Source organism: Methylosinus sp. sav-2 (assembly GCF_004366495.1).
Lineage (GTDB): Bacteria > Pseudomonadota > Alphaproteobacteria > Rhizobiales > Beijerinckiaceae > Methylosinus.
Map to the genome: position 1 here is coordinate 75,274 of NZ_SOEJ01000003.1, position 23,895 is coordinate 99,168.

Genomic DNA, 23,895 nt, shown 5'->3' on the forward strand with positions numbered 1-23,895 from the left:
GAGTCAAATGGAGGAGCGCGCGGACGAGGGACAATCGATCGAGGCTCGCGCGGCGCTTCTCCTGCAATTGCGGCGCGCCGGCGTGCGCGACCTCTCCATCATGCGCGCCTTCGAGACGATTCCGCGCGAGCTGTTCGCGCCGCATCGCTTCCGCGATCTCGCCGCTCGCGACATGTCGCTTCCGATCGGCTGCGGACAGACAATGCCGGCCGCCGCCGATCTCGCGCACAGGCTCGAGGCGCTACGAATCGAACCGCATCACCGTGTGCTGGAAGTAGGGACGGGCTCCGGCTTCGGCGCGGCGGTGCTGTCGCGGCTCGCGCGCGAGGTGGTGACGATCGAGCGTTACGAGACTTTGGCGATAGAGGCGCGCCAACGTCTCGCCGAGCTCGGCTGCGCCAATGTCGAGGCGCTGTTCGGCGACGGCCTCGCAGCGGACGAGACGCGCGGATATTTCGACCGCATCATTCTCCATATGTCATTTCACGAGCCGCCGCCGCATGCGGTCATGGCCGCGCTGGCGCCGGACGGGGCGGCGATCTTCGGACGCTATGCGCCGCCGGCTTCCGAGGATGCGCGGCCGTTGGAGCGCCTATCGCTCTCGCATCGCGACGGCGAGGCCCTATGGACGACGAGCGATCTCGGCCCGTGCCGCCTGGGCGCAGCGCTGACAGGACGCGCGAAAGCTCTGTGAACGCCCGGAATTTACCTAAATTCGTCGAGGCGCCGCTGAACCCGCATTCATCTTAAACGCTCCCTTAACCGGGCTGTGACTAAATGAGCACAGTGAGGATAGCGTTCGAGTGTAGGTCGCGTCATGGCAATTGAGCGTCGTGTTTTTCTGTCGCGGGTCGCAAAGCGGCTCATGTTCGCCGCCGGCGCCGCCGGCCTTCTCGCCGGCTGTTCCGACGCCTCCCGTTTCACCGATCCTTTCACCAATCCGTTCCAGGATTCCGCGCCGGCGGGCCGCGTCGATCGCGTGCCGACCGGCACGATCTCGCAGCCCGTGCGCCGTAGCGTCGTCGAGCGTCATCCGCTCGCGCCGCAGCAGGCCGTGAGCCAGGCTGCGCCCGCTCCCGTCGCCGCTGCGCCTGCGCCGGCGCAAGCTCCCACTCGCATGGCCGGCGCCTATAATCATTGGAGCGCCGAAGGCGGCACGCCCGTGGTCGTCGCCGACGGCGAATCGGCCGGCGTGATCGCGACGCGCTATGGCGTTCCGCTCGACGCGCTGCTGCGCGTCAATGGCTATGGCAAGCCGGCCGAGGTGCATTCCGGCTCGCGGCTGGTGATTCCGATCTATCGCGCTTCCGCCGCTCCGGCGACTCCCGCTCCTGCGCCCGTCGCTGCAGCGCCGGCTCCGGCGCCCGTCCATGTGGCCCAGCCGAAGCCATTGCCGCAGCCTGTGGTCAAGACGGTGGATGTGCGCGATCGCAAGACCGAGAAGAAAGCGGTCGCTCCCGTCGAGCCGAAGCGGAAAACCTCGAGCGTCGAGCCCGAGCAGGAGCCCGCTCCGGCGCGCCCCATCGTGGCCGAGCGCCCGCACGCCGCGCCCGTCCGGCAGGCGCAGGTCGAGGCGAAGCCGGCGAAGCCAGCGCCTCGTCAGGTGGAAATCAAGCAGGCCGAGACTCAGCCCGCGAGGCCCGCGCCCAAGCAGATCGTCGCTCAGGCGCCTGTGCAGCCGAAGCCGGCTCCCGCGCTGAAGCCGCAGGCCGAGGCGCATCCGGCCCGCGCGCAGCTCGCGCAGCGGACCAAGGAGCCTGAGCCCGTGAAGGCGAAGGCCGAGCCGCAGCGCAAGCTCGCTCAGGCGGAGCCCGTGCGCAAGCCGGAGCCCGAGGTCCGCGCCAAGAAGAAGCCAGAGCCGGCTCCGGCGAAGGAGATCGCCCGCGCGCCGCAGGCCGAGAAGCCGCAGCGTTTCGCCGAAGCCGCGCCGGCCGCGCAGCCGCAGGCTCAGCGCAGCATCGACAAGACGCCGACCGCCTCGATCCCGCCGCAGGCGCAGCCGGCCGAGGAGAAGTCCGCGTCGGCTCCGGCCTCCGCCGACGCTCGGCCGGAGTTCCGCTGGCCGGCGCGCGGCCGCATCATTCAGGGCTTCAACACGGGCGGCAATGACGGCATCAACATCTCCGTGCCGGAAGGCACGCAGGTGAAGGCGGCCGAGGGCGGCGTCGTCGCCTATGCCGGCAGCGAGCTCAAGGGCTATGGCAATCTGGTGCTGATCCGCCATCCCAATGGCTTCGTCTCCGCCTATGCCCATAATGGCGAGCTCGATGTGAAGCGCGGCGATCAGGTGAAGCGCGGCCAGACGATCGCCAAATCCGGGCAGTCGGGCAATGTCGGCTCGCCGCAGCTGCATTTCGAGCTGCGCAAAGGCTCGACCCCGGTCGATCCGACCGGCTATCTCGCCGGGCTGTGAGCTTAAGGAATCTCGGGCGTTCGCGAGACACTTGCGCCGGAGTGGGGCGACGGGCGGCACGACGCGCCCGTCGCCCGTTTTCTTTTCCGGCGGGAGCCTCTATAGGGACGTCCGGGTTGGGCGATAGGGGAAAATTCGGCAGTGAAACGTCTCATCTCTCTCGCGGCGGCTGTTCTTTTCGTCACGCCGGCGCTCGCTATCGATCCCACCGGAATTCCAGTCTGCGACACATTCTTGAAGCGCTATGAGGAATGCTCGGTCGAGCTGCCGCGCGCCAATGTCCACGCCGCGCAGAAGGAGCTGCTCGAGGGCGCGATGAGCCTGCGCGCCAACGCCTCCAATCCCGAGCTGCGCCCGACATTGGAGAAGTTCTGCGCCGACACATTCGAGGCGATGAAGGCCTCGAGCGACATCAAGGCCTGCATGTCGAAGTGAGCCGCCGCTCAATGGATCGGTATGGTGATCGCGTTGCGCAGGGCGGATTCCGCGGCGAAATAGCCGTAGCATTCCGCTGTGTGCAGCGCGGTCCAATTGTTGACGGTGAGGAAATTCGCCTTGGTGTCGTAGGTGTGGTCGCCGATGCGATCCGGGCTTTTCACGCCGGGGCCGACGAAATGCGCCAGCTCGTGGATGATCGTCTCGAGCATGAAATTATCGGTCTTCGTCAATAGCTGCCCGACCGGAAAGAAAATCGTGTCTTCGCGCAGATTCTTGGCGCCTTTGTAATTGTCGTCGCCGGAGAGGCGCGGCCTGCCGTCCGGGCGGCGGGCCTGCCAGCCGCCGTAGAAAGTGTAGGCGACATAATCGAGCGCGGCGAGCGTGCCATCCGCGGGATCGGGCTGGAAATAGCCGACGCCCCAGCCGAACATCGGCGCCTGCAGCAGCGAATGGGTGATGACGGTGGTCATCGAATCATAGAGCCGCTTGGCGCGTTGCAATTGCGCCAGCTTCGTCGTCGTCGGCTCCTTGTGTGTATGGAAATATTTGTCGAACAGAGCGAGCTGCCCTCTGCCGATGTCGTGCAGGGAGGGGAAGGGATCGTTGCGCCCCGCCGGCGAGCGACGCAAATATTCCGAGGCCATGTCGATATTGAGCTGCGCCATGGAAATCCAATGGCGCGCGCGCGGCAGCAGCGAGCCGATGCGCTCGACGAATTGCGCGTTTTGCTGCGCCGTGGCCTTGGGCGGCGGCGCCTTGGGGCCGGCCTTGGCGGGGGCGGCCTGTCCGCCGCTCTGGCCGCTCAGCGCGTGAATGGTCGGCCCGTCGGGATCGACTCTTCCGTCCGACCAGCCGAGCTGGCGCTTCTGATATTTCTCGATCGCCGCGATGGTGATCGGCCCGACGATTCCATCGACGTCGAGCTTCAAGATCGGTCCGCCATCCGCCGGACAGACGCCATTGAGCGCGGATTGGATCGTCCGCGCGTCTTCGGGCAGGTTGCGGCCGCCGCGGCCCACGGAGCCGCCGATCGAAAAGCCGGGCGCCGGAGGCGGATCGCAGCTGGAGCAGCCGCCATTCGATAATTTCATGAGAATTTGCTGGGCCATGGGTCAATTCCCCGGGGGAGCGCTGGATCGAAATCGCGAGCGGCGCCGCAGCGTCACTGACCTCACATTAGCCGGGCGGCTTTTCGTGTTCTGTGCGCGCGCTCACAGTCGCGACGGCGACGTTATTCGCGCGACGCCTGCGGACATGTCCGGAGGGGCTCTAGCGCCGAGCCCTCGGCGCGCCAGATATGATGGTCATGCGTTCCCTCTGCCTGCGCTGGCTGCCGAATTTCATTACCATCGGGCGTCTCGTGGTGACGCCGGCCGCGATCGACATGATCGTGGGCGATCATTGGCGCGCCGCCTTCGCGATCTTCGCTCTCGCGGGAGCGTCGGACGCGCTGGACGGCTGGCTGGCCAAGACCTTCGATCTGCGCACCGAGCTCGGCGCCGTGCTCGATCCCATCGCCGACAAGGCGCTGATCGTCTCCATTTATGCGACCCTGGCGTTCAAGGGCGTGCTGCCGCCGTGGCTCGCTCTGCTGGTGATCTCGCGCGATGTGATGATCGTCGGAGCGGTGTTCGTCTCCTGGCTGCTGGCGCGTTCGATAGATCTCAGCCCCTTGCCGGTCTCTAAGGCCACGACGGCGGCGCAGCTGCTGCTCGCGGCGATTGTGCTCGCGGGCGAGGCCTTCTCTATTCCGCTCCATGGCGTGGACAGCCTCGTCATGGCTGCGGTCGCGGCATTGACCGTCGCTTCCGCCAGCGTCTATCTCTGGCGCTGGGTCAAGCTCATGGGACCAGACGATGTCGGAGCGTGAGATGGAGGAGGCGCGCGTCCCGAACGGACTGGACCGGCGGCTCGCCTTTTGGATGGCGGCGATTCTTCTCGTCTTCGCGCTGTTCTATTTTCTGAGCCCAGTTCTCGCGCCGTTTCTGGCGGGGCTCGCGCTCGGCTATCTGCTCGATCCGGTCGCCGATCGGCTGCAGGCGCTCGGCCTCTCACGCCTCGGCGCTTCTTTTGTCATTTTGACCGTGTTCGTCGTGCTGACGGCGGCGATCGTGCTGCTGGTCGCGCCGGTGCTCACGCGGCAATTCAGCGAGTTCATCGAGAGCCTGCCCGGCTATCTCACCACTCTGCAAGGGCTGCTCACGCGCGTCAGCCGCGAGGCCACTGGCGATTTTATGCGCAGCGTCTATGAGAAGCTCGGCCTGCCGGTCTCCGACGCCTCGCTCGACACGCAGAAATATGTGAACGACCTCGCCAGCGAGGCGGCTCGCATGGGCGCCGCTTTTCTGAAATCGCTGGTCTCCGGCGGCGCGGCGCTCGTCAACATGGTCTCGCTGGTGGTGATCACGCCGGTCGTCGCCTTCTACATATTGCTCGACTGGGACGATATGGTCGCGACGCTCGATCAGCTGACGCCGCCGCGCTATCGCGACGATGTGCGCGCCATCGCCCGCGACATAGACAGAGCGCTGGCCGGCTTTCTGCGCGGCCAGGCGCTCGTCTGCCTGTTCTTGGGCCTGTGGTACAGCATCGGCCTATCGCTCATCGGCCTGAATTTCGGCTTTCTCATCGGCGTCAGCGCAGGCGTGCTCAGCTTCGTGCCCTATGTCGGCTCGATCACGGCTTTCGTCCTGTCGATCATCGTCGCTCTGGTGCAGGGCTGGCCGGATTGGCGCCTGCCGGCCATGGCTGTGGCGGTCGTCTCCACCGGCCTCTTCCTCGACGGCAATGTGCTGTCGCCGCGCCTCGTCGGCGGCTCCATCGGCGTGCATCCCGTGTGGCTGATGTTCGCTCTGCTCGCGGCGGGATCGTTGTTCGGCTTCACCGGCCTGCTGCTGGCGGCGCCGGTTGCGGCGGCGCTCGGCGTCATTCTGCGCTTCGCCGTGCGGCGCTATCGGCAGAGCGCGCTGTTTCTCGGCCCGGCCGCGCCGGGGGAGAGCTGAGCCCATGCCGGAAGGCGACGCTCGCCGCGGCCCCGCCCAGCTCTTTTTCGATCTGGCCGGCGAGCCGCGCTATGGCGAAGCGGATTTTCTGATCTCGCCCGCCAATCGCGCGGCCTATGAGATGATCTCGCGCTGGCCGGATTGGCCGGACAGCGCGCTGCTGCTCGTCGGGCCGCCGGGATCGGGCAAGACCCATCTCGGGGCCATTTTCGCGCGTCGCAATGGCGCCGTTCTCGTCTCTCCGACCGAGATTCCGGAGCCCGGCCGGCTCGCCGGCGCCGTTGCGCTGCTCGATGGGCTGGAGGCGGTGACAGACGAAACCGCTCTGTTTCATTTGATGAATTTCATTCGCGAGAGCGGCGGAACGCTGCTCGTCACCTCGCAGCGGCCGCCGTCGGCGTTGAAAATCGCGCTTCCCGACCTATTGTCGCGTTTACGTCGTGCGCCGGTCGTAGAAATCGGCGCGCCGGACGATTCTCTGATTCGCGCCGTGCTGGAAAAGCTGTTCCGCGACCGTCAGCTGGCGGTCGAGGCGACGCTCGTCGACTATGTCGCGCTTCGGCTCGAGCGCTCGCTCGAGGCGGCTCGCGCCTTTGTGCGCATGCTCGACGAGGAGGCCCTCGCGCGCGGCCGTCCGGTCACGCGCGCGCTCGCGGGCGAGCTTTTGCAGCTTCTCGACGCCTCACGCGGCGCGTGAGGGGTTTCGGTCGGCGGAAAATCTGTCAGAATCGCGCCGGCGGGCGAGAGGTGGAAAAAGCATGACGAAGCATATCCAGGACAATCTCGAGGCCGAGCGCACCGGAGCCGATATTCCCGTCATGGACAAGCCGGGCGATCTCTTGGAGCGCCCGCAAGAGCTGGCCGCTCTGCCGCAGCGCTTCATCAATCGCGAATTGTCCTGGCTCGAGTTCAACCGCCGCGTTCTCGAGGAGGCGTCCAACCGCAATCATCCACTGCTCGAGCAGCTGCGCTTCCTGTCCATCTCCGCCAATAATCTCGATGAATTCTTCATGGTGCGCGTCGCCGGCCTGCGCGGCCAGGTCCGCACCGGCGTCGCTACTCTGTCGCAGGACGGGCTGACGCCGGCCGAGCAGCTGGTGAAGATCAACGAGCGGGTGGCGCTGCTCACCACGGCGCAGACGCGGCGCTGGCGCGAATTGCGCCGCGAGATCGAGGATGTCGGCATCGTCATCGTCGAGCCGGGGCATCTTTCCAAGGGCGACCGCGAATGGCTGGAAGAGCATTTCATGTCGCGCATCTTCCCGGTGCTGACGCCGCTCGCCATCGATCCGGCGCATCCTTTCCCCTTCATTCCCAATCTCGGCTTCACTCTGGCGCTGGAGCTGGTGCGTCCGGGCGATCGTAAGACCTTGCATGCGCTGGTGCGTCTGCCGTCCAAGATCGAGCGTTTCGTGCGACTGCCGAGCGCGGGCGGCGCGGGGCAGGGGCGCGAGCGCTTCATGCTGCTGGAGACGCTGATCGCCATCAATGCGCAAAAGCTCTTCCCCGGCTATCAGCTCAAGGGGCAGGGCATTTTCCGCCTCATTCGCGATAGCGATCTCGAGGTGGAGGAGGAGGCCGAAGATCTGGTCCGCCTGTTCGAGACGGCGTTGAAGCGTCGCCGCCGCGGCTCGGTCATTCGCCTCGAGGTCGCCTCGGACATGCCCGAGGCGCTGCGCGCCCTCGTCGCCGAGGAGCTCGATGTCGGTGGGGACGAGATTTTCGTGCTCGACGGAATGTTGGCGCTGAACGATCTCTCGGAGGTGGTCGGGCTCGATCGGCCCGATCTCAAGTTCAAGCCCTACACGCCGCGCTTTCCCGAGCGCGTGCGCGACAATGGCGGCGATTGCTTTCTCGCCATCAAGCAGAAGGACCTCGCGGTCCATCACCCTTACGAGTCTTTCGACGTCGTCGTGCAATTCCTGCAGCAGGCGGCGCGCGATCCCAATGTGGTCGCGATCAAGCAGACGCTCTATCGCACCTCCTCCAACAGCCCCATCGTGCGCGCACTGGTGGAGGCGGCGGAGGCCGGCAAATCGGTGACGGCGCTGGTCGAGCTGAAGGCGCGCTTCGACGAGGAGGCCAATATCCGCTGGGCGCGCGATCTCGAGCGCGCCGGCGCGCAGGTCGTGTTCGGCTTCATCGAGCTGAAGACGCATGGCAAGCTGTCGATGGTGGTGCGCCGCGAGGGCGGCAGCATCGTCACCTATTGCCATGTCGGCACCGGCAATTATCATCCGGTGACGGCGCGCATCTATACGGACATCTCGCTCTTCACCGCCGATCCGGCGATCGGCCGCGACGTGTCGCGCATCTTCAATTTCATCACCGGCTATGCGGAGCCCGCCGGGCTCGAGCGCATGGCGGTCTCGCCCATCTCGCTCAAGACGCGGCTGCTCGAGCATATCGAGCAGGAGATCGGCTTCGCCAAGGCCGGCAAGCCGGCGGCGATCTGGGGCAAATGCAACGCTCTCGTCGATCCGGAGATCATCGACGCGCTCTATCACGCCTCGCAGGCGGGCGTGTCGATCGAGTTCGTCGTGCGCGGCATCTGCTGCCTGCGGCCGGGGGTGCCTGGCCTTTCGGACAATATCCGCGTGAAATCGATCGTCGGGCGCTTCCTCGAGCATGCGCGCGTCTATTGCTTCGGCGGCGGCCATGCGTTGCCGCACGCCAAGGCCCATGTCTATATCTCCTCGGCCGATCTCATGCCGCGCAACCTCGACCGCCGCGTCGAGGTGCTGATGCCGATCACCAATCCGACGGTGCATCAGCAGATTCTCGATCAGATCATGCTGGCCAATCTCATCGACAATGAACAGAGCTATCGCGTCTTGCCGGATGGCTCGTCCTTACGCATAACTCCCCCTGAGGGCGAAGAGCGGTTCAACGCCCATAAATACTTCATGACCAACCCGAGTCTCTCTGGCCGTGGCAAGTCTCTCAAGGAATGGCGCCCGCGTTCGCTCCTCAAGCCGCGTGAGGAATGACGCGGCGGAGGTCGAGGCCGCGGCGCATGCGGAAGCAGCGCAGCGGCCGGTCGCAATCGTCGACATCGGCTCCAATTCGGTGCGCCTCGTCGCCTATTCGGCGTTGCGGCGGGCGCTGACGCCGATCTTCAACGAAAAGGCCATGTGCGGGCTCGGGCGCGGCGTCGTCACGACGGGCCGGCTGCCCGATGACGCGATTCGCAAAGCGCTCGCGGCGCTGCGACGCTTTCGCTCGCTCTGCGAGATCATGGAGATAAGCGACATAGAGGTGATCGCGACCGCGGCCGCGCGCGACGCCGTCAATGGCGCCGCCTTCCTCGCCGCCGCCCAGGAGGCGATCGGCCGCGAGATTTCGCTGCTGTCGGGCCGCCGCGAGGCGGAGCTTTCGGCGCTCGGCGTCATCTCCGCCATACATGAGCCGGATGGCGTCGTCGGCGATCTCGGCGGCGGCTCGCTCGAGCTCATCGACCTGCAAGACGGCGAGATGGGCGAGGGGGTCACGCTGCCGCTCGGCGGTCTCGCGCTGATGGACGCCGCCAGCCGCTCGACCCGCCAGGCGGCGCGCATCGCCCGCAAGGCGATCGACGACGCGCTGCCTCTGCAGCGGCTCAAGGGGCGGACCTTCTACGCCGTCGGCGGCACATGGCGCGCGCTGGCGCGGCTGCACATGCGTCAGCGCAATTATCCGCTCGACATGATGCATAATTACCGCATTCCGACCAGCGACGCGGCAGAATTCGCCAGCCTGTTGGAGCGCGTCGACAGCGAGGCGCTGGCCGATATCGCCGCGGTCTCGACGGCGCGCCGTCCGCTGCTCGCCTATGGCGCGATCGTGCTCGACGAGGTGATTCGCAAGGCGCGGCCCAAGGAGATCGTCATCTCCGCCGCCGGCGTGCGCGAGGGCCTGCTCTATGAGCGCCTCGCTCCACAGCAGCGCGCGGCCGATCCGCTGGTCGCCGCCGCGCGCGAATTGGAGGGCGCCATGGCGCGCGCGCCCGGCTATGGCGATGAACTCATCGCCTGGACCGACGCGCTCTTTTCCTCCTCCGGCCTGCCGGAGACGGAAGATGAGGCGCGGCTGCGCCATACCGCCTGCTTTTTGTCGGATGTCAGCTGGCGCGCCCATCCGGACTACCGCGCCAATCAGGCGATGAATGTGATCGCCAATTCCGCCTTCGTGGCCGTCGATCATCCGGGCCGCGCCTTTTTGGCGCTGGTGGCGGTGCTGCGTCACGCCGGGCCGGACAGTGAGGGCGCACTTCCGGTGCGTGGCCTGCTGTCGCCGCGCCTGCTGGAGCGCGCCCGCGTGCTCTCGGCGGCGCTGCGGGTCGCTTATCTGCTGACGGCGGCCATGCCCGGCGTATTGCCGCGCACGCCGCTCGTCACTCATGAGGGGAAGCTGGTTCTGTCGCTGCCGCCGGAATTCGCCGATCTCGTCAGCGAGCGGCTGGCCAGCCGCTCCAAAGCGCTCGGCCGACTCATCGGTGCCGAGGCGATTATAGAGGCCGCCGCCCCCGTGCTCTGACGGAGGCGGCGTCCGTCATTTTAGTAGGCCGCGCGGGGCGCGACGCGCTCGCTCGTGCTCACCGTGACGGCGCCGGCGTCGGCAGAGCAGGAGAAGCGCAGCGTCTTGGCGACGGCGGTGTCGAGATTGGCGGAAGAACCGCTGGAAATCGGCACGATGAAGCGTGTCGTCGCCGTGGTCGTGCCGGCCGCCTCGAGCGTGGGCGCGTCGAAGACGATCACCGTCAGCCGGCAAGCGCCGGAACCGCCCACGAAATAGCTCAGCACATGTTTCTGGCCCGCGTCGAAGCTGGCCGCGGCGAGCGGCTTCAGCGTCACGGGCGCAGCCGCCGGGCCGTAGGGCTCGGCGTGCAGGGCCACGCCCGCCGTGAGGCTCAGCACAGCGGCGAGGGCCAGAGCGAAGATGCGTTTGCCTGCAGTCATCATGGTCTATCCTTCCTCGAATTCAGCGACGGCGCCGGAAAGCGCCTCCTGCGACCACCGCTCCTCGAAGCGCCGAAGCCGCGTCGAGCTCGCGTTGCGTCGCAACATGACTGTATGTTGCAGCGCAGCAGCTAGATTTCAAGGCGCGGTTTGTCGCAGGGCTGTCTCTATAGAACTATTCGATTTCACAATGAATTCAGATCGAAAGATGAGTTGTGCGTCGCAAAATGGATAGGTTCGTGCGGGCTGGATGGGTCGGCAAAGAGCCACCCATCCCTATCCATGAGGATAGGGATGGGAATGGGTGAAAGAATGGGGAGCCTGCCTACCCGGAGGCTGACTTCAGCGCGCGGCGCTCTCGTCCAGTTCTTGCCAGTCGAGGGTGACGACCCTGCCTTTTTCGACCGCCAGGGCGAGCCGTCCAGCCTTTAGCTGCAGAGCTTTGTCGCCGAAGATCGCCCGCCGCCAGCCGGACAGGGCAGGGACATCCGCCCCATCGTCGGCGGCTATGGCCTCGAGGTCTTCGACGGTGGCGATCATCTTGGTGGCGACGCCCGTCTCTTCGGCGACCTGCCGCAGCAGCACCTTGAGCAGCTCGACCGTGGCGCCGCTGGAGCTGCCGCGCTTCTCGCGCTCTATGCGCGGCAGGGTGGCGGGATCGCGCTCCAGCGCTCTTTCCACGGCGGCGACGATTTCCGCCCCCGAGCGCGAGCGCTCGAGCCCGCGCGGGAAGGCGCGCAAATTGCCGAGCGCCTCCTGCGTGCGCGGGGCGGCGAGGGCGATCTCGATCAGCATATCGTCCTTGAGCACGCGCGAGCGCGGCACATCGCGACCCTGCGCCTCGGCCTCGCGCCAGGCGGCGAGCTCCATCAGCACGGCGAGGTCGCGCGGCTTGCGCACGCGATGACGCAGCCGCTCCCAGGCGTTCTCCGGGCTCTGCTCATAGGTCTCGGGCGTCGTCAGCGTGCGCATCTCGTCGACGAGCCAGTCGAGCCGATTGGAGCGCTCGAGCCGCGTGCGCAAATGCGTGTAGATCTGACGCAAATGGGTGACGTCGGCGATGGCGTAGTCGATCTGCGCCGTGGACAAGGGCCGCTTCGACCAATCGGTGAAGCGCGAGGATTTGTCGAGGCTCTCCTTGGAGATGGCTTTCACCAGCTCGACATAGGAGACCTGATCGCCGAAGCCGCAGACCATGGCCGCGACCTGAGTGTCGAACAAGGGCGCCGGAATCAGCCGCGCCAGCCGCCAGACGATCTCGAGATCCTGGCGGGCGGCGTGGAAGACCTTGACCACGCGCTCATTGGCCATCAGCTCAAAAAAGGGCGTGAGGTCGAGCCCTTCGGACAGGGTGTCGACGGCGAAGGCCTCCTCGGGCGAGGCCAGCTGGATGACGCAGACCTTGGGCCAGAAAGTCGTTTCCCTCAAAAACTCCGTGTCCACGGTGACGAAGGGATGACTGGCGAGACGGGCGCAGGCGGCGGCGAGATCTTCGGTAGAGGTCAAGAGGCTCATCGACATGCAGTCTTAGAGTACTTTTTTGTGGTCCTGAAGGGCTTGCGTGCATGTTTTCGCATTCTTGCCGCATGTTTTCGACTGATTTTCCCGGCGGACCGCCCGAGCTGGCGCTTCTCGCGGCGGCTCGCGGGGCGCGCGCGATAGCGGCCAATCTGTTGAGCCGTTTTGGAAAATGATCTATCCGAGAGGGGATGAGGACGTCTCCTCCTCCCATTCTATGCGCCCGGCCCGAGCGGCGGTCCGGCGCGGCGCGCGTCTCGATGCGCAGTTTTTCCGATTGCTCTCGATGCGGCGAAATGAAATCATAGTGAAATAGTCAACTATATGGAGCCCTCGGCCACATGGCGCCCCTCGCTTTCGCCTCCACCTCGTTTCAGTCTCCGCTTCGGCTCGCTCTGGCGGCGGCATTTTCCCTCGTCTGCGTCGCGGCCGAGGCCAAGGGCGACGCCTGGGCGTCCTGCCGCGCCGCCGATCCGGACAAGCGCATAGAGGGTTGCGGCGAGGTCATCGCCCGTGGCGACAAGGAGACCAAGCCGAACCGCGTGGCGGCCTATGTCAATCGCGGCGGCGCCTTTCACGCCAAGGGCGATTTCGACCGCGCGCTCGCCGATTACGACAAGGCGCTGGAGATCGATCCGGCCTCTTCCGTCGCTCTCGCCGATCGCGCCGCCGCCTATCGCGCCAAAGGCGATTTCGACCACGCTATCGCCGATTACGACAAGCTCGTCGCCGCGCAGCCCAAGGCGGCGGCCTATCTCGGCCGTGGCGGCGCCTATCAGAGCAAAGGCGATCTCGACAAAGCCATCGCCGATTACGACAAGGCGCTGGAGCTGGACAAGAAATCGACGGCCGCTCTGGCCAATCGCGGCCGCGCCTGGCGCGCCAAAGGCGATCTCGACCGCGCGCTCGCCGATTTCGACGCGGCGATCAAGCTCGAGCCCAAATCCGCGCAGGCCTATCTCAACCGCGCCGCGCTCTATCAGGGCAAGGGCGATCTCGACCATGCGCTGGCCGATTACGACAAGGCGATCGCCAGCGACGGCAAGCTCGCCATCGCCTATAATAATCGTGGGCTGACGCTGCACGCCAAGGGCGAGTTCGACCGCGCCGTCGCCGATTTCGGCAAGGCCGTCGGGCTCGATCCCAAATATGCGCGCGCCTATCTCAATCGCGCCAACGCCTATCGCGGCAAGCGCGAGCTCGATCGCGCCAAGTCCGACCTCGAGCAGGCGCTGGCGCTCGATCCCAATCTCGCCGCGGCGAAGAAGGGGCTGGACGAGGTGACGAAGCAGCTCGCCGCCCGCGCCGCGGCTGCGCCGGCGCAATAATCCTGAGTTGCGCTCGCGCCGTCAGAGCGACGGCGAGGGCGCTTCGTCTATGGCGAGGAAGAGGCGCTCGACTCCCGTTCCGGCGATCGGCGGCGATCGATGCGGAAGGGCGCGGAGGTCGGCGCTCGCCGCTTTTTCTCCGCGCATAATCGCGACCCAGCCGCGTTCGAGCTGCCGAATCGAATTCTCCGCGAGCGGATCGGCTTCCGGTCCCGGCGCGATCCATTGCGTGCCCGGGCCGCGATAGGTGGTCACGAGACGAAAGCGCACGAAATCGACATGGAACAGCCGGCAGGCGTCGTCGGCGATCGTCTCCAGCCTGACTCGCAATTCGCCCGCCCGAGTCGCCTCGCGATAGAGGCGCGCGAGGCGCATGACGTCATTCGCCAACCATTCGGCGAGCCACTTCGGCCCGAGGGCCGCCTCGTCGAGCGCGTCGAAGAGCGCGCGCGGCAGCGTCTCCTCGGCGCCGGTCACGCGCAACCGTAGAGGCCGCGCGAGACTCATCGCATCCAGCGTCTCCGCGATCCGCGGCTCCAGCGCGCGCGGCAACAGGCAGATGGAGCGGGATTGCATCAGTCGGCGAGCGGAGCTGGACGGCGGCGCGGCCGCCTCGTCACGCAGCATCGGCGCTCTCCCAAGCGGGGAAGGGATCAACGAGCGAGCGATAGGCGGAGGCGTCGAAGCGCTTCGGCTTTTGCGGCCCGACGAGGCAGGCGTCGAGCGCAGCGCGAATCGCGGCCTCGTCCATGCCGATTCCGATGAAGACGAGCTCTTGCCGGCGATCGCCCCAGACCTCGTCCCAATTGCGCTCGAAATGGCGCTTCCAATCGGGATGATCGGGCCAATGCTGCTTCGGCACCGCGATCCACCAATAGCCCATTGCGGTCACGCGGGCGATCGCGCCGGCGATCGAGAATTCGCCGACCCATTTCGGCCGGGTGGCGAGCCAGAAATGCCCTTTGGCGCGCACCAGTCCCGGCCAGGTCGCATTGATGAAAGCGTTGAATTTTTCCGGGTGGAACGGACGCCGCGCCCGATAGACGAAGCTCTCTATTCCATATTGCTCCGACTCCGGCACATGCTCTTCCGGGCTGTAGAGCGCCTTGTGCCATAGCGGATGGCGCTCCGCCTTCTCCTCGTCGAAGAGGCCGGTGTCGAGAATGGCGTCCATCGGCGCCGCGCCGAAATCGGTCTCGACGATGCGCGCGTCGGCGTTCAGCGACTTCACCACTTTGCGCACCAGCGCCAGCCGCTCCTCCGACACCGCCGAGGCCTTGTTGAGGACGATGACGTCGGCGAATTCGATCTGCTCGACGAGGAGATCGACGAGGGTGCGGTCGTCGTCCTCGCCGGCGACCTCGCCGCGGTCGCGCAGAAAGTCGTTCGAGCCATAGTCCTGCAGCAGGCTGGCGGCGTCGACGACGGTGACCATCGTGTCGAGCCGCGCGAGATCGGAGAGGCTGGCGCCATTCTCGTCGCGAAAGGAGAAGGTGCTGGCGACCGGCAGCGGCTCGGCGATGCCCGTGCTCTCGATCAGCAGATAATCGAAGCGGCCTTCCTCGCCGAGGCGCCGCACTTCCGCGAGCAGATCGTCGCGCAAGGTGCAGCAGATGCAGCCATTGGTCATTTCGACGAGCTTCTCGTCGGTACGCGACAGCTCTGCGCCGCCGTCGCGGATGAGGTCGGCGTCGATATTCACCTCGCTCATATCGTTCACGATGACGGCGACGCGCCGGCCCTCGCGATTATTGAGAACATGATTGAGCAGCGTCGTCTTTCCGGCCCCGAGAAAGCCGGAGAGGACGGTGACGGGGAGGCGAGGGTCGGGAGTCTGGGCCATGGCGCGCCATATGTTATGTTATAACATATATAGGCGTAGCCGAGCGGGATAGCGGCGTCAAGCGAAGGCGAGGGTGGGCCGTGGATTCGCTCAAGTTTGATCTATGCGCACCCATCGATGCATGTTATATAGATATATTAACATGTGATAGCAGGAGATTTGCATGGAAAGTAAGCTACTTGACATGTTTGACGAGGGATACCGAGAAGCCGGCATATCTCCTTCCGTTCGCGCCGAGGCTTTCGACGATTTCCTGACGATGAAGTCGATTGCCGCAAAGCGGACATGGACCTTCGGGAATGGTCTGGGCGCGAACGCCGGAGCCGTTTGTATGGGAGGCCATTCCAAGGAGCTGGTTCGCAATTTGTGCGTCCGCATCGACGCCCTCACCCTCGCGCAACTCGATGCAGTCACAGACGTGATGGAGTGCTCGAAGCAAGAGTTCGTCTTGGAAGCCGTGTCGAGCGCAATAGCAAAGGCTACGACTAATTTGCGCGCGCAAGGCCTCTCTCAGCCATTGGAGCAATCGCTGCGGACTCAATTAGAGAAAGCCGAGTTGAGCTACGAATATTCCGACGACGCCAAAGGTGGAGCGCTGCGCTATCGTGGCGAAGTTATTCTCAATCGTGATTCTCGAAAGCATGAAAATACGGTCAATGCGGTCAGAAATCTGATCGCGAACGGCGAATAAGTCGCGCCAATTCGCTAGAGCATTATCCGATCCGATCGGATAATGCTCTAGGTATCTCTCTTTTGGAGCGAATTCTGATCGATCGAACGATACCGTTCGATCGGAACGCGCTCTAGCAGGCGTAGTCCGCGTCCTGGCAGAGAGCTGACTACGCTGAACGTTCGAGCCCGGCTCGTCGTGGAAGTCTCGAACCGGCTAGACTTTAGGCGCCAAGTGGTGGGCGAGGGCTCTACTTCCCCTTGGCCGCCGCCAGCACCTCGGCCGCATGGCCGGGCACTTTCACCTTGCGCCATACCTTCTCGATCTTCCCATCCGGGCCGATCAGAAAGGTCGAGCGCTCCACGCCCATATATTTGCGGCCGTACATGCTCTTCTCGACCCAGACGCCATAGGCGGAGAGCATTTCCTTGGTCTCGTCGGAGGCGAGCGGGAAGGTCAGCTCATATTTGGCGCGGAATTTGTCGTGCTTGGCCGGCGAATCGGGCGAGACGCCGACCAGCGCGGTCTTAGCCTTGCCGAAATCGGCTTTCAAAGCGTTGAATTCGATCGCCTCCTTGGTGCAGCCGGAGGTGTCGTCCTTGGGGTAGAAGTAGAGCACCAGCTTCTTGCCGGAAAAGCCGGAAAGAGAGAGGGTCTCGCCGCCGGCGCCGGGCAGCTCGAAAGAGGGGGCGGCGTCGCCTTCGCGCAAGCCTGTGGATTTCTTCGCCTCGGTCACTGCGCCTTCCTTTCGTCTCATCCGCCGTTACAATCGGCAGCATGCAGAGGATGGCGCGCTCCGCAAGGGATTCTGGTGAAAATCCCCAGTTGCGCGCCATTCGAGTTGTGATCTTCTCGCCGCCGTGCAGATTCGGCGCCGGCGCGCGCGGAGCGGCGCGGTGGAACCGAAGGGCTGGCGCTTGACGCAGAGGATAGACGAAGGTCCGGCGGTCGGAGCGCGGGCGCCGCGCTTTTTATTGGGATTTTTCCAGCGCGGCTCCACCGCAGTCCGGCTGCGCGGCTTTTGCGTGGTGCGTTGCCTTTCCATCTTGGCGGTGACGGCGCTGCTCGTCATCGTGCTCACTGTCGGCGCTTTTTTCGCCGCGCTCGCCCGCGGTCCCATCGCCTCCGACTGGCTCGCTCCCAAGATCGTCGAGGCGCTCGACGATCTCTATGTGCATCGCTACCAATTCGGGATCAGCTCGGTCGCGATCGCCAGCACGGATCACGGCCTCACCTTCACCGTGAACGGCCTCGCCGTGAAAAGCGGCGAGCGCACGATCCTCGCCGCGCCGCGCGCGCAATTGTCGGTGGACCCGCGGGCGCTGCTCATCGGCCGGCTGACGCCGCGCCGGCTCGACGTTCTGGACCTGGAGCTGAGGCTGGAGGTGCTGCCCGACGGCGTGGTGGCGATTTCCGCGCCGGGCGCCGATCCGGTCGCCATACCGCTCGACGCTCCGTCGCCTGCGGAGCCCGCCGCCGAGGCGCAAGCGGCTCCTGTCATCCCATCGCTGCGGCAGGCGGCCGGCGCCTTGCGCGCGGTGATGAATTTCATCGTCGATCCAGAGAGCCCGGTCGCCGCCATCGACAAGATCGGCGTCTCCAACGCCCGTCTCGTGATCGACGATCGCACGCTGGACAAGACGATCGTCTACGATGATCTGACGCTGAGCTTCGACAAGATCGCCGGCGCGCGGCGACTGCGCCTCGGCGCCACCGGCTCCACCGGCCATGTCGGCGCCGAGGTGGAGGCCAAGGGTGGCCTGGGCGAGCGGCGCACGCTGGACGCGCGCTTGCACAGCCTCTCCATGGAGGAGATCGCGCTGGCGGCGGGGGCGCGCACTCTGCCCTTCGACACAGACGCGCCTCTGTCGCTCGATCTGCATTTCGCGCTGGCGGGCGACGGCCGCGTCGTCGAGGCGAGCGGGAAATTCTCTGTCGGCGAGGGCTTCTTCCGCCTCGAGGAGCCGGACGCCGAGCCTTTCATGCTGCAGGAGCTGTCCATCTCCGGCCGCTGGGACATAGAGCGCCGGCTGCTCGCCATAGAGCCGGTCGAGATCCGCACCAGCGTCGCGCGGCTGAGCTTCAAAGGCGCGCTGACGCCGCCAGCGGAAGGGACCGGCGTTGTCGCGCTCTCCTTCGATCTCGCACGGCCGGGCGCCTTTCTGCCGACGCGCCATGGCGAGGCGCCGCTCGTCGTCGAGAACGCCGGCCTCACCGCGACGCTCGATCTCCTCGCCAAGAAATACAAGGTCGAGCGCGTCTTTCTCGACGGGCCGGAGGTGCACGCCACGGCTTCCCTCGATGTGGATGGCGCGCAGCCGGATGGGACGCATCTCAAATATGCGATCCACGCGACGCAGACGCCGCTCCGCTCCGTGCTTCGCATCTGGCCGACGCAGGTCGCCGCGCCGACGCGCATGTGGATGGACGAGCATATCACCGCCGGCGTCATGCGCAGCGGAACGCTCACGGCCGATCTCGACCAGCAGGCGATGACCGCCGGGCGCTATGAGCGGCCGCCGCCGGACGCCGCGCTGCGCGGCGATTTCGATCTCGACAATGCGACGCTCATCGACGCCGTTCCCGGCTTATGGCCGATCAACGGCATGAACGGCCATATCGCGCTCACCGGCCGCACCGTCTCCTTCGTCGCCACATCAGGCGTGATGGAGAGCGCGCCGGGCCGCAGGCTCGCGATAACGGAAGGCGTGTTTCGCGCGCCCTCGCTCGGCTTCGATCCGGCGCCCGCCTGGATCGAATTGAAGCTCGCCGGTGGCGTGGAGGCGGTCGCCGATATTCTCTCGCTCAAGAGCGTCGCTCCGGCGGCGAGCCTGCCCATGGACGCCAATCAGCTCAAAGGGCAGATCGAGGGCAAGCTGCGCATCGATTTCGAGCTCGGCCTGGCGGCCAAGGAAGAGCATACGCGCATCGCCGTCGACGCCGAGACGAGCAATCTCACCATGGAGCGCTTCATCGGCAAGGAGCGGCTGGAGGGCGCGGCGCTGCGGCTCGTCTCGGATCGCGAGGGGCTGCGCGTCACCGGCGCCGGCCGCGTCTTCGGCGCGCCGGTGACGCTCGATCTGCGCCGCGCCGCCGGCGAGAAGGGACAGGCGCAGGCGCAATTGTCGCTTTCGCTCGACGACGCCGCGCGCGTGCGCGCAGGCTATGGATTTACCGGCGTCTCCGGCGTCGTCGGCGTGCAGGTGCAGACCAGGCTGCCGATCGAGGATTCCGAGTCGCAATTCGAGATCGATTTCTCGAAAGCCGCGCTCGATCATCCCTTGCCCGGCGTGACCAAGCCGCTGGGCAAGCCGGGCCGCGCCAGCTTCACTCTGGTGAAGCGGCCGGACGGCTCGGCGCTCGAGCAATTGCAGGCGGAGGCGGGGCCGCAGCAGTTTTCCGGCGTTGTGGAGCTCGGCCGCGACGGCGTGCTGCGCTCGGCCAAGCTCTCGCAGGCGAAGCTCTCGCCCGGCGACGATATGCGTCTCGAGGTGACGCGCGGCGGCGATGCGCTGAAGCTCGTCGTGCGCGGCGCCAATATAGATGCGCGTCCGCTGCTGCGTTTTCTCTCGCAGCCGGCGGCCGAGCAGAGCGCCGCCGCGGTCGCCGGCAAGCCGCCCAACTCCGACGATTTCGATCTCGATCTCAAATCGCCGATCGTCACCGGACACGGCAAGCAGATCCTCTCCAATGTCGATCTGCGCTTCGAGCGGCGCGGCGGCAAGCCGCGGCAATTGTCGCTGACCGGCAATTTCGGCCGCGAGCCCTTCGCTGCGATGCTGACGCGCCATCCGAGCGGCGCGCCGCAGATCGATCTTTCGACCAGCGACGGCGGCGCCTTTCTCTCCTTCCTCGATCTCTATCATCGCATGGAGAGCGGCGCGCTGTCGGCGACGCTATTGCTCAATCCGGGCCGTTCCGACGGCACGATGCGCATTCAGGATTTCTATCTGCAGAACGAGCCGGCCATACGTCAGCTCGTCATGCAGGGCGCCGCGCGCACGGATGACAAGGGCGCCGCGCATTTCGATCCCGATTCGGTGAAATTCGCGCGCGTGCAATCCGCCTTCACCTGGGCGAACGGCCGGCTCACAATGCGCGACGCGGTGATGTCGGGGACGGAGATCGGCCTGACGGTGGACGGCTATATCGACTTGGCGCGCGATCGCATCGACGTGTCGGGCTCTTTCGTGCCGGCCTATGGGCTCAATAATCTCGTGTCGAATATTCCGGTCATCGGCTTCATGCTGGCCGGCGGCCAGCATGAGGGCGTCTTCGCGGTGAGCTTTCGCGTGAGCGGCGCCTTCAGCGCGCCGGTGCTGACCGTCAATCCGCTGTCGGTGATCGCGCCCGGCCTATTGCGCAAAGTGTTCGGCGTCATTGACGGCACCGGCACAGGGCGCCTGCCGGAGAGCGCGCCGGCGCCGCGGTAGAGGGCGGCGCAATCGCGGCGTCATCTCGCCCGGCGGCAGATCGGGCCGCCGGGCTCCGTGGCGTCTCGCAGCGTCGCCATCAATGCCGAGACGCCGCCGCAGGCGAGGAGCAGGAGAAGCGCGAGCCATGCTAGGGCGGCTCGCGCGTGGAAGGGCGGGGCGCGCCACATGCCCGCGCTTAGAGCGCGTTCCGATCGAACGGTATCGTTCGATCGATCAGAATTCGCTCCAAAAGAGAGATACCTAGAGCATTATCCGATCCGATCGGATCGGATAATGCTCAGTGGTGATGGCCGCCGCCACCGCCCGCCGCGCCCTCCGCCTCGTCGTCTGACGGCAGCTGGCCGACGCGCTTGAGAAACGCCGCATGCTGCTCGGGCGTATGGTTGGCATGAATGCCGCCGAGCTTCTTATAGTCCTCGTTGGCGGCGACGGCGGGCTTTGGCGAATTCGTCGAATTGCAGGCGGCGAGCATGAGCGCGCCGCCGATAGCGACGATAGAGAGTGACGCCTTCATCGTTTCTTTTCTCCGGTAATGATTTCGTAGACTCAGAATGTGATCGATGAGGTGACGCCGAATGTGCGCGGCCCCTGCGTCGAAATTCCGACGGTCGTCGGCGCCGAGGAGGCGCCGGGCGACCAGCTCGACCAGGGTCGGTTGTCGAAGAGATTCTTCGACCAGAGGGTGAGGCTGTATTTGCGATCGTCGGTGCGCAGTCCAACGCCGGCGTCCAGCATCACATAGGCTGGTTGCCAATATTGGACCAGCGAGAAGGGGTTCGTATATTGCGCCTTGTTGAACCATGACGCATTCGAATAAACGAAGCCGGTGACCGGCTGATTGCTCCAGTCGCCGAGGCCCGCGAGCGCATTGCCGAGTCTGTGCTCGTAATTGAAGCCGCCATTGACCTGCCACCAGGGTATTCCGGTGATCCTCGTACCATTCATCGGAATGGTCGCCGGTCCGCCGGTGATTCCCCAATCCGCGGGCGCCGGTCCATCCTTGTAGTCGATATAGCGGGCCTCGGTATAAGCGCCCGAGGCATTCAGCGTCAGCCCTTCGAAGGGAATCCAGCGCTCAACGAATTCGACGCCGCGCAGGCGCACATGTGGCGCGTTGCCGAGATAGGAGACATTGGCGGTGACGCCGGCGCTGCTCGTCTGCACCTTGGTCTGGGTGATCTGGAAGTCGTAGAGATCGTTCCAATAGAGGTTGACGTTGGAGATCAGCGCGCCGTCGAACCAATTGGTCTTCGCGCCGATCTCATAATCCCATGAGGTTTCGGGCCGGGAGAAGGCCGTCTTGAACCCTTGCGCAACGCCGCCGATGTAGGTCGGCGTGTTTTGCGTGTTCACCGATTGCGGCTTGTCGCCGCGTCCGACCAGGCCATAGATCAGGACGTTCTCATCGACCTGATATTGCGGGTTGAAGACCGCCACGACGCCATTGTGATATTTCGTCTCGCCGCCCGAGTCGGCCCATCCGTAGCCGCCGCCGGCGATGATGGCGGCGTTCTGCTGCCAAACGGTGTAGGGCACGCCGTAATAGAAGTTCGGCCGAAACTTATTCGCGCTATAGCGGATCTCATAGCTGTCGCGCAGACCGATGGTGAGGGCGAGCTTCTCGTCGAAGTGATAGGTTCCCTGGCCATAGGCGGCGAAGGAAATGTCGCCGGTCTTATTGAGCCACCAAGGCGTCAGATCGGGCAGAGCGGCGGCGTTGTTGAGCCATTTCGCCGTGTCGACGCCATATTGGTAATGGTGCATGCGGTCTTCGCCATATTCCAGATAGCCGTAGAGACCGGTCGTCCATTCGAACTCCTGGTCTTTGGGCGAGGACAGCCGCAGCTCCTGCGAGGTCTGCATGAGATAGGTGTCCATGCTGCCCGAGCCGAGACCGAGCTGCAGCAGCTGATTGTCCGAATATCCCAAGTTACGGAACGATCCATAGCCGATCGCGGAAATGGCGGTCAGCATATTGTCGCCGATCTGATAGTTGAACTCGTTCGACAGCATGAAGACATGCGTCGGATCGCGACCGCCGCGCGCGAGATAGGGCGTGTTGGGATCGATCGTCCAAATCGGCTTGCCGAGCTTGTTGATGACATTCTGGAAGAAGGTCGTCGATGGACGCGTTCCATTGACATAGACGAGGCTGGTGTCGCCGATCGTGCCGGTGAGATAGTCATTGTGCTCATTGGACGCGTTGTAGATGAAGCTGAAGCGGTCGCTCCATCCATCGCCGACGCCCAGAAGCTGGAGGTGCAATCCGAGGCGATTGGTGTCCTGATAGGTCGAGCCCGTGGACGGATCCTTGATCCAGCCGTCGCCGCGGTCGAGATAGCCGGCGAAGCGATAGGCGAGGGAGTCTTCGATCAGCGTGCCGGTCGTGTTGATCGTCTGCTTGAAGTGATTGTAGTTGCCGAAGGTGGATTTCACTGTCGTCTTGGGCTCGAAGGACGGCGCCTGCGTATGCAGGATGATCGAGCCGACATTGGTGTTCTTGCCGCCGGCCGTGCCGGTCGGGCCGAGAGCGAGCTCTACCGAGCTCAGATCGATGAGATCGCCCCATTGGAAGCCGGCGAAGCTCCAATAGACGTTATCGACGATATATCCGGTGTCCGACGGAGAGCCAGTGCCGCCGCCCGCTGCGACGCCGACGCCTCTGATTGCATTGCGGGACTGTCTCGGCGTCGAAATGTTCGGACGATAGCCCGGCACGCGGCGCGAAATATCGGTGACGGAATCGATCTGCTGATCCTCGAGGGTGCGCTGCGTCACCACGTTTCCCGCCCGAGGAGTCTTGGTCAGCACCTGCTCCAGCAGCTTCTCGCCGACGGCCTCCGTGCCGCCGGTCACCTGCACATCCTGAATCTGTGCGGAAACGGTCCCCTCACTCTGCGTCGCCGCCGATGGCGCGGGCGCCGCGGTCTGAGCGAGCGCCGCGCCGCCCGAAGCGCTCACCGAGAGCCCCAACAAGATGGACGCCACTGACACGCTCGAAGACAGACGCCTATTCGAATTAGCTTCCCCGACCTCTACCATTCGATCGATCCCTCACCGTTCGACCCGTAATGGTCCCCCCGGACCATGCCGCCTCGCCGCTCCTGATGAGCGGCTGCGTGTAGCGCCTACGAAGTCTCGCTTAGTGTAGGGAAAATACACAGTATGTCTACAAATTTAATGTGATTATGATGTAGCGGTGCGTCTCCATAGATTCTATATCATATTGAAATATATCGAGTTATTGTGAAGCGCAGAATGCGGAAGGGCGCCGATTCCATGGATTTACCCTATAATTCTACACTGCTGT

General features: G+C 65.1%; 19 protein-coding genes. 11 read left to right on the plus strand and 8 right to left on the minus strand.

What is annotated here, in order from left to right; genetic code table 11:
• Positions 1 to 7 precede the first annotated feature (7 nt).
• From EDE12_RS08950 to EDE12_RS08960, 3 genes are all read left to right on the plus strand, one after another.
• The gene (locus tag EDE12_RS08950; protein WP_026598571.1) at positions 8 to 694 is read left to right on the plus strand and encodes a methyltransferase domain-containing protein; all 687 of its coding nucleotides are present in this window, start codon (positions 8 to 10) and stop codon (positions 692 to 694) included.
• A gap of 171 nt (positions 695 to 865) precedes the next feature.
• On the plus strand, positions 866 to 2,413 hold the full coding sequence (locus EDE12_RS08955; protein ID WP_051592654.1) for a peptidoglycan DD-metalloendopeptidase family protein: 1,548 nt from the start codon (positions 866 to 868) through the stop codon (positions 2,411 to 2,413).
• Between the two features lie 141 nt (positions 2,414 to 2,554).
• Positions 2,555 to 2,848 carry a hypothetical protein gene (locus EDE12_RS08960; protein WP_024879887.1) on the plus strand — a complete coding sequence of 98 codons (294 nt, stop codon included), beginning with the start codon at positions 2,555 to 2,557 and terminating at the stop codon, positions 2,846 to 2,848.
• 8 nt (positions 2,849 to 2,856) lie between these two features.
• On the opposite strand, the gene EDE12_RS08965 is transcribed toward EDE12_RS08960, so the two are convergent.
• The gene (locus tag EDE12_RS08965; RefSeq protein ID WP_064033693.1) at positions 2,857 to 3,960 is read right to left on the minus strand and encodes a hypothetical protein; all 1,104 of its coding nucleotides are present in this window, start codon (positions 3,958 to 3,960) and stop codon (positions 2,857 to 2,859) included.
• A gap of 191 nt (positions 3,961 to 4,151) precedes the next feature.
• Here EDE12_RS08965 and EDE12_RS08970 point away from each other — a divergent pair, with 191 nt between their 5' ends.
• The 5 genes from EDE12_RS08970 to ppx all read left to right on the plus strand — a co-directional run bounded on the left by EDE12_RS08970 (position 4,152) and on the right by ppx (position 10,368).
• Positions 4,152 to 4,721, plus strand: a complete 570-nt coding sequence (locus EDE12_RS08970; RefSeq protein WP_084768629.1) for a CDP-alcohol phosphatidyltransferase family protein — start codon at positions 4,152 to 4,154, stop codon at positions 4,719 to 4,721.
• The gene (locus tag EDE12_RS08975; protein ID WP_051592451.1) at positions 4,708 to 5,853 is read left to right on the plus strand and encodes an AI-2E family transporter; all 1,146 of its coding nucleotides are present in this window, start codon (positions 4,708 to 4,710) and stop codon (positions 5,851 to 5,853) included. Before EDE12_RS08970 ends, EDE12_RS08975 begins: the two co-directional genes overlap by 14 nt.
• A 4-nt stretch (positions 5,854 to 5,857) precedes the next feature.
• Positions 5,858 to 6,550, plus strand: coding sequence for a DnaA/Hda family protein (locus EDE12_RS08980; RefSeq protein WP_024879891.1), 693 nt, complete (start codon positions 5,858 to 5,860; stop codon positions 6,548 to 6,550).
• A 61-nt stretch (positions 6,551 to 6,611) separates the two neighbouring features.
• Positions 6,612 to 8,843 (plus strand): RNA degradosome polyphosphate kinase, encoded by a 2,232-nt coding sequence (locus EDE12_RS08985; protein ID WP_024879892.1) that lies wholly within the window; start codon positions 6,612 to 6,614, stop codon positions 8,841 to 8,843.
• Positions 8,833 to 10,368, plus strand: coding sequence for an exopolyphosphatase (gene ppx, locus EDE12_RS08990; protein ID WP_026598576.1), 1,536 nt, complete (start codon positions 8,833 to 8,835; stop codon positions 10,366 to 10,368). The genes EDE12_RS08985 and ppx overlap by 11 nt, the downstream gene beginning before the upstream one ends.
• A gap of 20 nt (positions 10,369 to 10,388) precedes the next feature.
• Here the strand turns inward: ppx and EDE12_RS08995 are convergent, their stop codons facing one another.
• Complete coding sequence (locus tag EDE12_RS08995) at positions 10,389 to 10,793, minus strand: hypothetical protein (protein WP_024879894.1); 405 nt, start codon at positions 10,791 to 10,793, stop codon at positions 10,389 to 10,391.
• 339 nt (positions 10,794 to 11,132) lie between these two features.
• Complete coding sequence (gene rnd / locus EDE12_RS09000; RefSeq protein ID WP_024879895.1) at positions 11,133 to 12,305, minus strand: ribonuclease D; 1,173 nt, start codon at positions 12,303 to 12,305, stop codon at positions 11,133 to 11,135.
• A gap of 344 nt (positions 12,306 to 12,649) precedes the next feature.
• Between rnd and EDE12_RS09005 the strand changes: the two genes are divergently transcribed.
• Positions 12,650 to 13,636 carry a tetratricopeptide repeat protein gene (locus tag EDE12_RS09005; protein ID WP_026598577.1) on the plus strand — a complete coding sequence of 329 codons (987 nt, stop codon included), beginning with the start codon at positions 12,650 to 12,652 and terminating at the stop codon, positions 13,634 to 13,636.
• A 21-nt stretch (positions 13,637 to 13,657) separates the two neighbouring features.
• On the opposite strand, the gene EDE12_RS09010 is transcribed toward EDE12_RS09005, so the two are convergent.
• The gene (locus EDE12_RS09010) at positions 13,658 to 14,263 is read right to left on the minus strand and encodes a DUF1826 domain-containing protein (protein WP_026598578.1); all 606 of its coding nucleotides are present in this window, start codon (positions 14,261 to 14,263) and stop codon (positions 13,658 to 13,660) included.
• Entirely contained in the window at positions 14,253 to 15,479 is a 1,227-nt protein-coding gene (gene zigA / locus EDE12_RS09015) for a zinc metallochaperone GTPase ZigA (protein ID WP_024879898.1), read from the minus strand. Before zigA ends, EDE12_RS09010 begins: the two co-directional genes overlap by 11 nt.
• 163 nt (positions 15,480 to 15,642) lie before the next feature.
• Between zigA and EDE12_RS09020 the strand changes: the two genes are divergently transcribed.
• Positions 15,643 to 16,170, plus strand: coding sequence for a hypothetical protein (locus tag EDE12_RS09020; RefSeq protein ID WP_134188054.1), 528 nt, complete (start codon positions 15,643 to 15,645; stop codon positions 16,168 to 16,170).
• Between the two features lie 229 nt (positions 16,171 to 16,399).
• On the opposite strand, the gene EDE12_RS09025 is transcribed toward EDE12_RS09020, so the two are convergent.
• Complete coding sequence (locus tag EDE12_RS09025; protein WP_245267299.1) at positions 16,400 to 16,885, minus strand: peroxiredoxin; 486 nt, start codon at positions 16,883 to 16,885, stop codon at positions 16,400 to 16,402.
• A gap of 160 nt (positions 16,886 to 17,045) precedes the next feature.
• Here EDE12_RS09025 and EDE12_RS09030 point away from each other — a divergent pair, with 160 nt between their 5' ends.
• Positions 17,046 to 20,582 carry a DUF3971 domain-containing protein gene (locus EDE12_RS09030; protein ID WP_245275755.1) on the plus strand — a complete coding sequence of 1,179 codons (3,537 nt, stop codon included), beginning with the start codon at positions 17,046 to 17,048 and terminating at the stop codon, positions 20,580 to 20,582.
• 280 nt (positions 20,583 to 20,862) lie between these two features.
• Here EDE12_RS09030 and EDE12_RS09035 read toward each other — a convergent pair whose 3' ends face one another.
• Positions 20,863 to 21,099 (minus strand): hypothetical protein, encoded by a 237-nt coding sequence (locus EDE12_RS09035; protein ID WP_024879902.1) that lies wholly within the window; start codon positions 21,097 to 21,099, stop codon positions 20,863 to 20,865.
• Between the two features lie 32 nt (positions 21,100 to 21,131).
• Positions 21,132 to 23,573 carry a TonB-dependent receptor gene (locus tag EDE12_RS09040; RefSeq protein ID WP_245267302.1) on the minus strand — a complete coding sequence of 814 codons (2,442 nt, stop codon included), beginning with the start codon at positions 23,571 to 23,573 and terminating at the stop codon, positions 21,132 to 21,134.
• Positions 23,574 to 23,895: the final 322 nt, after the last annotated feature.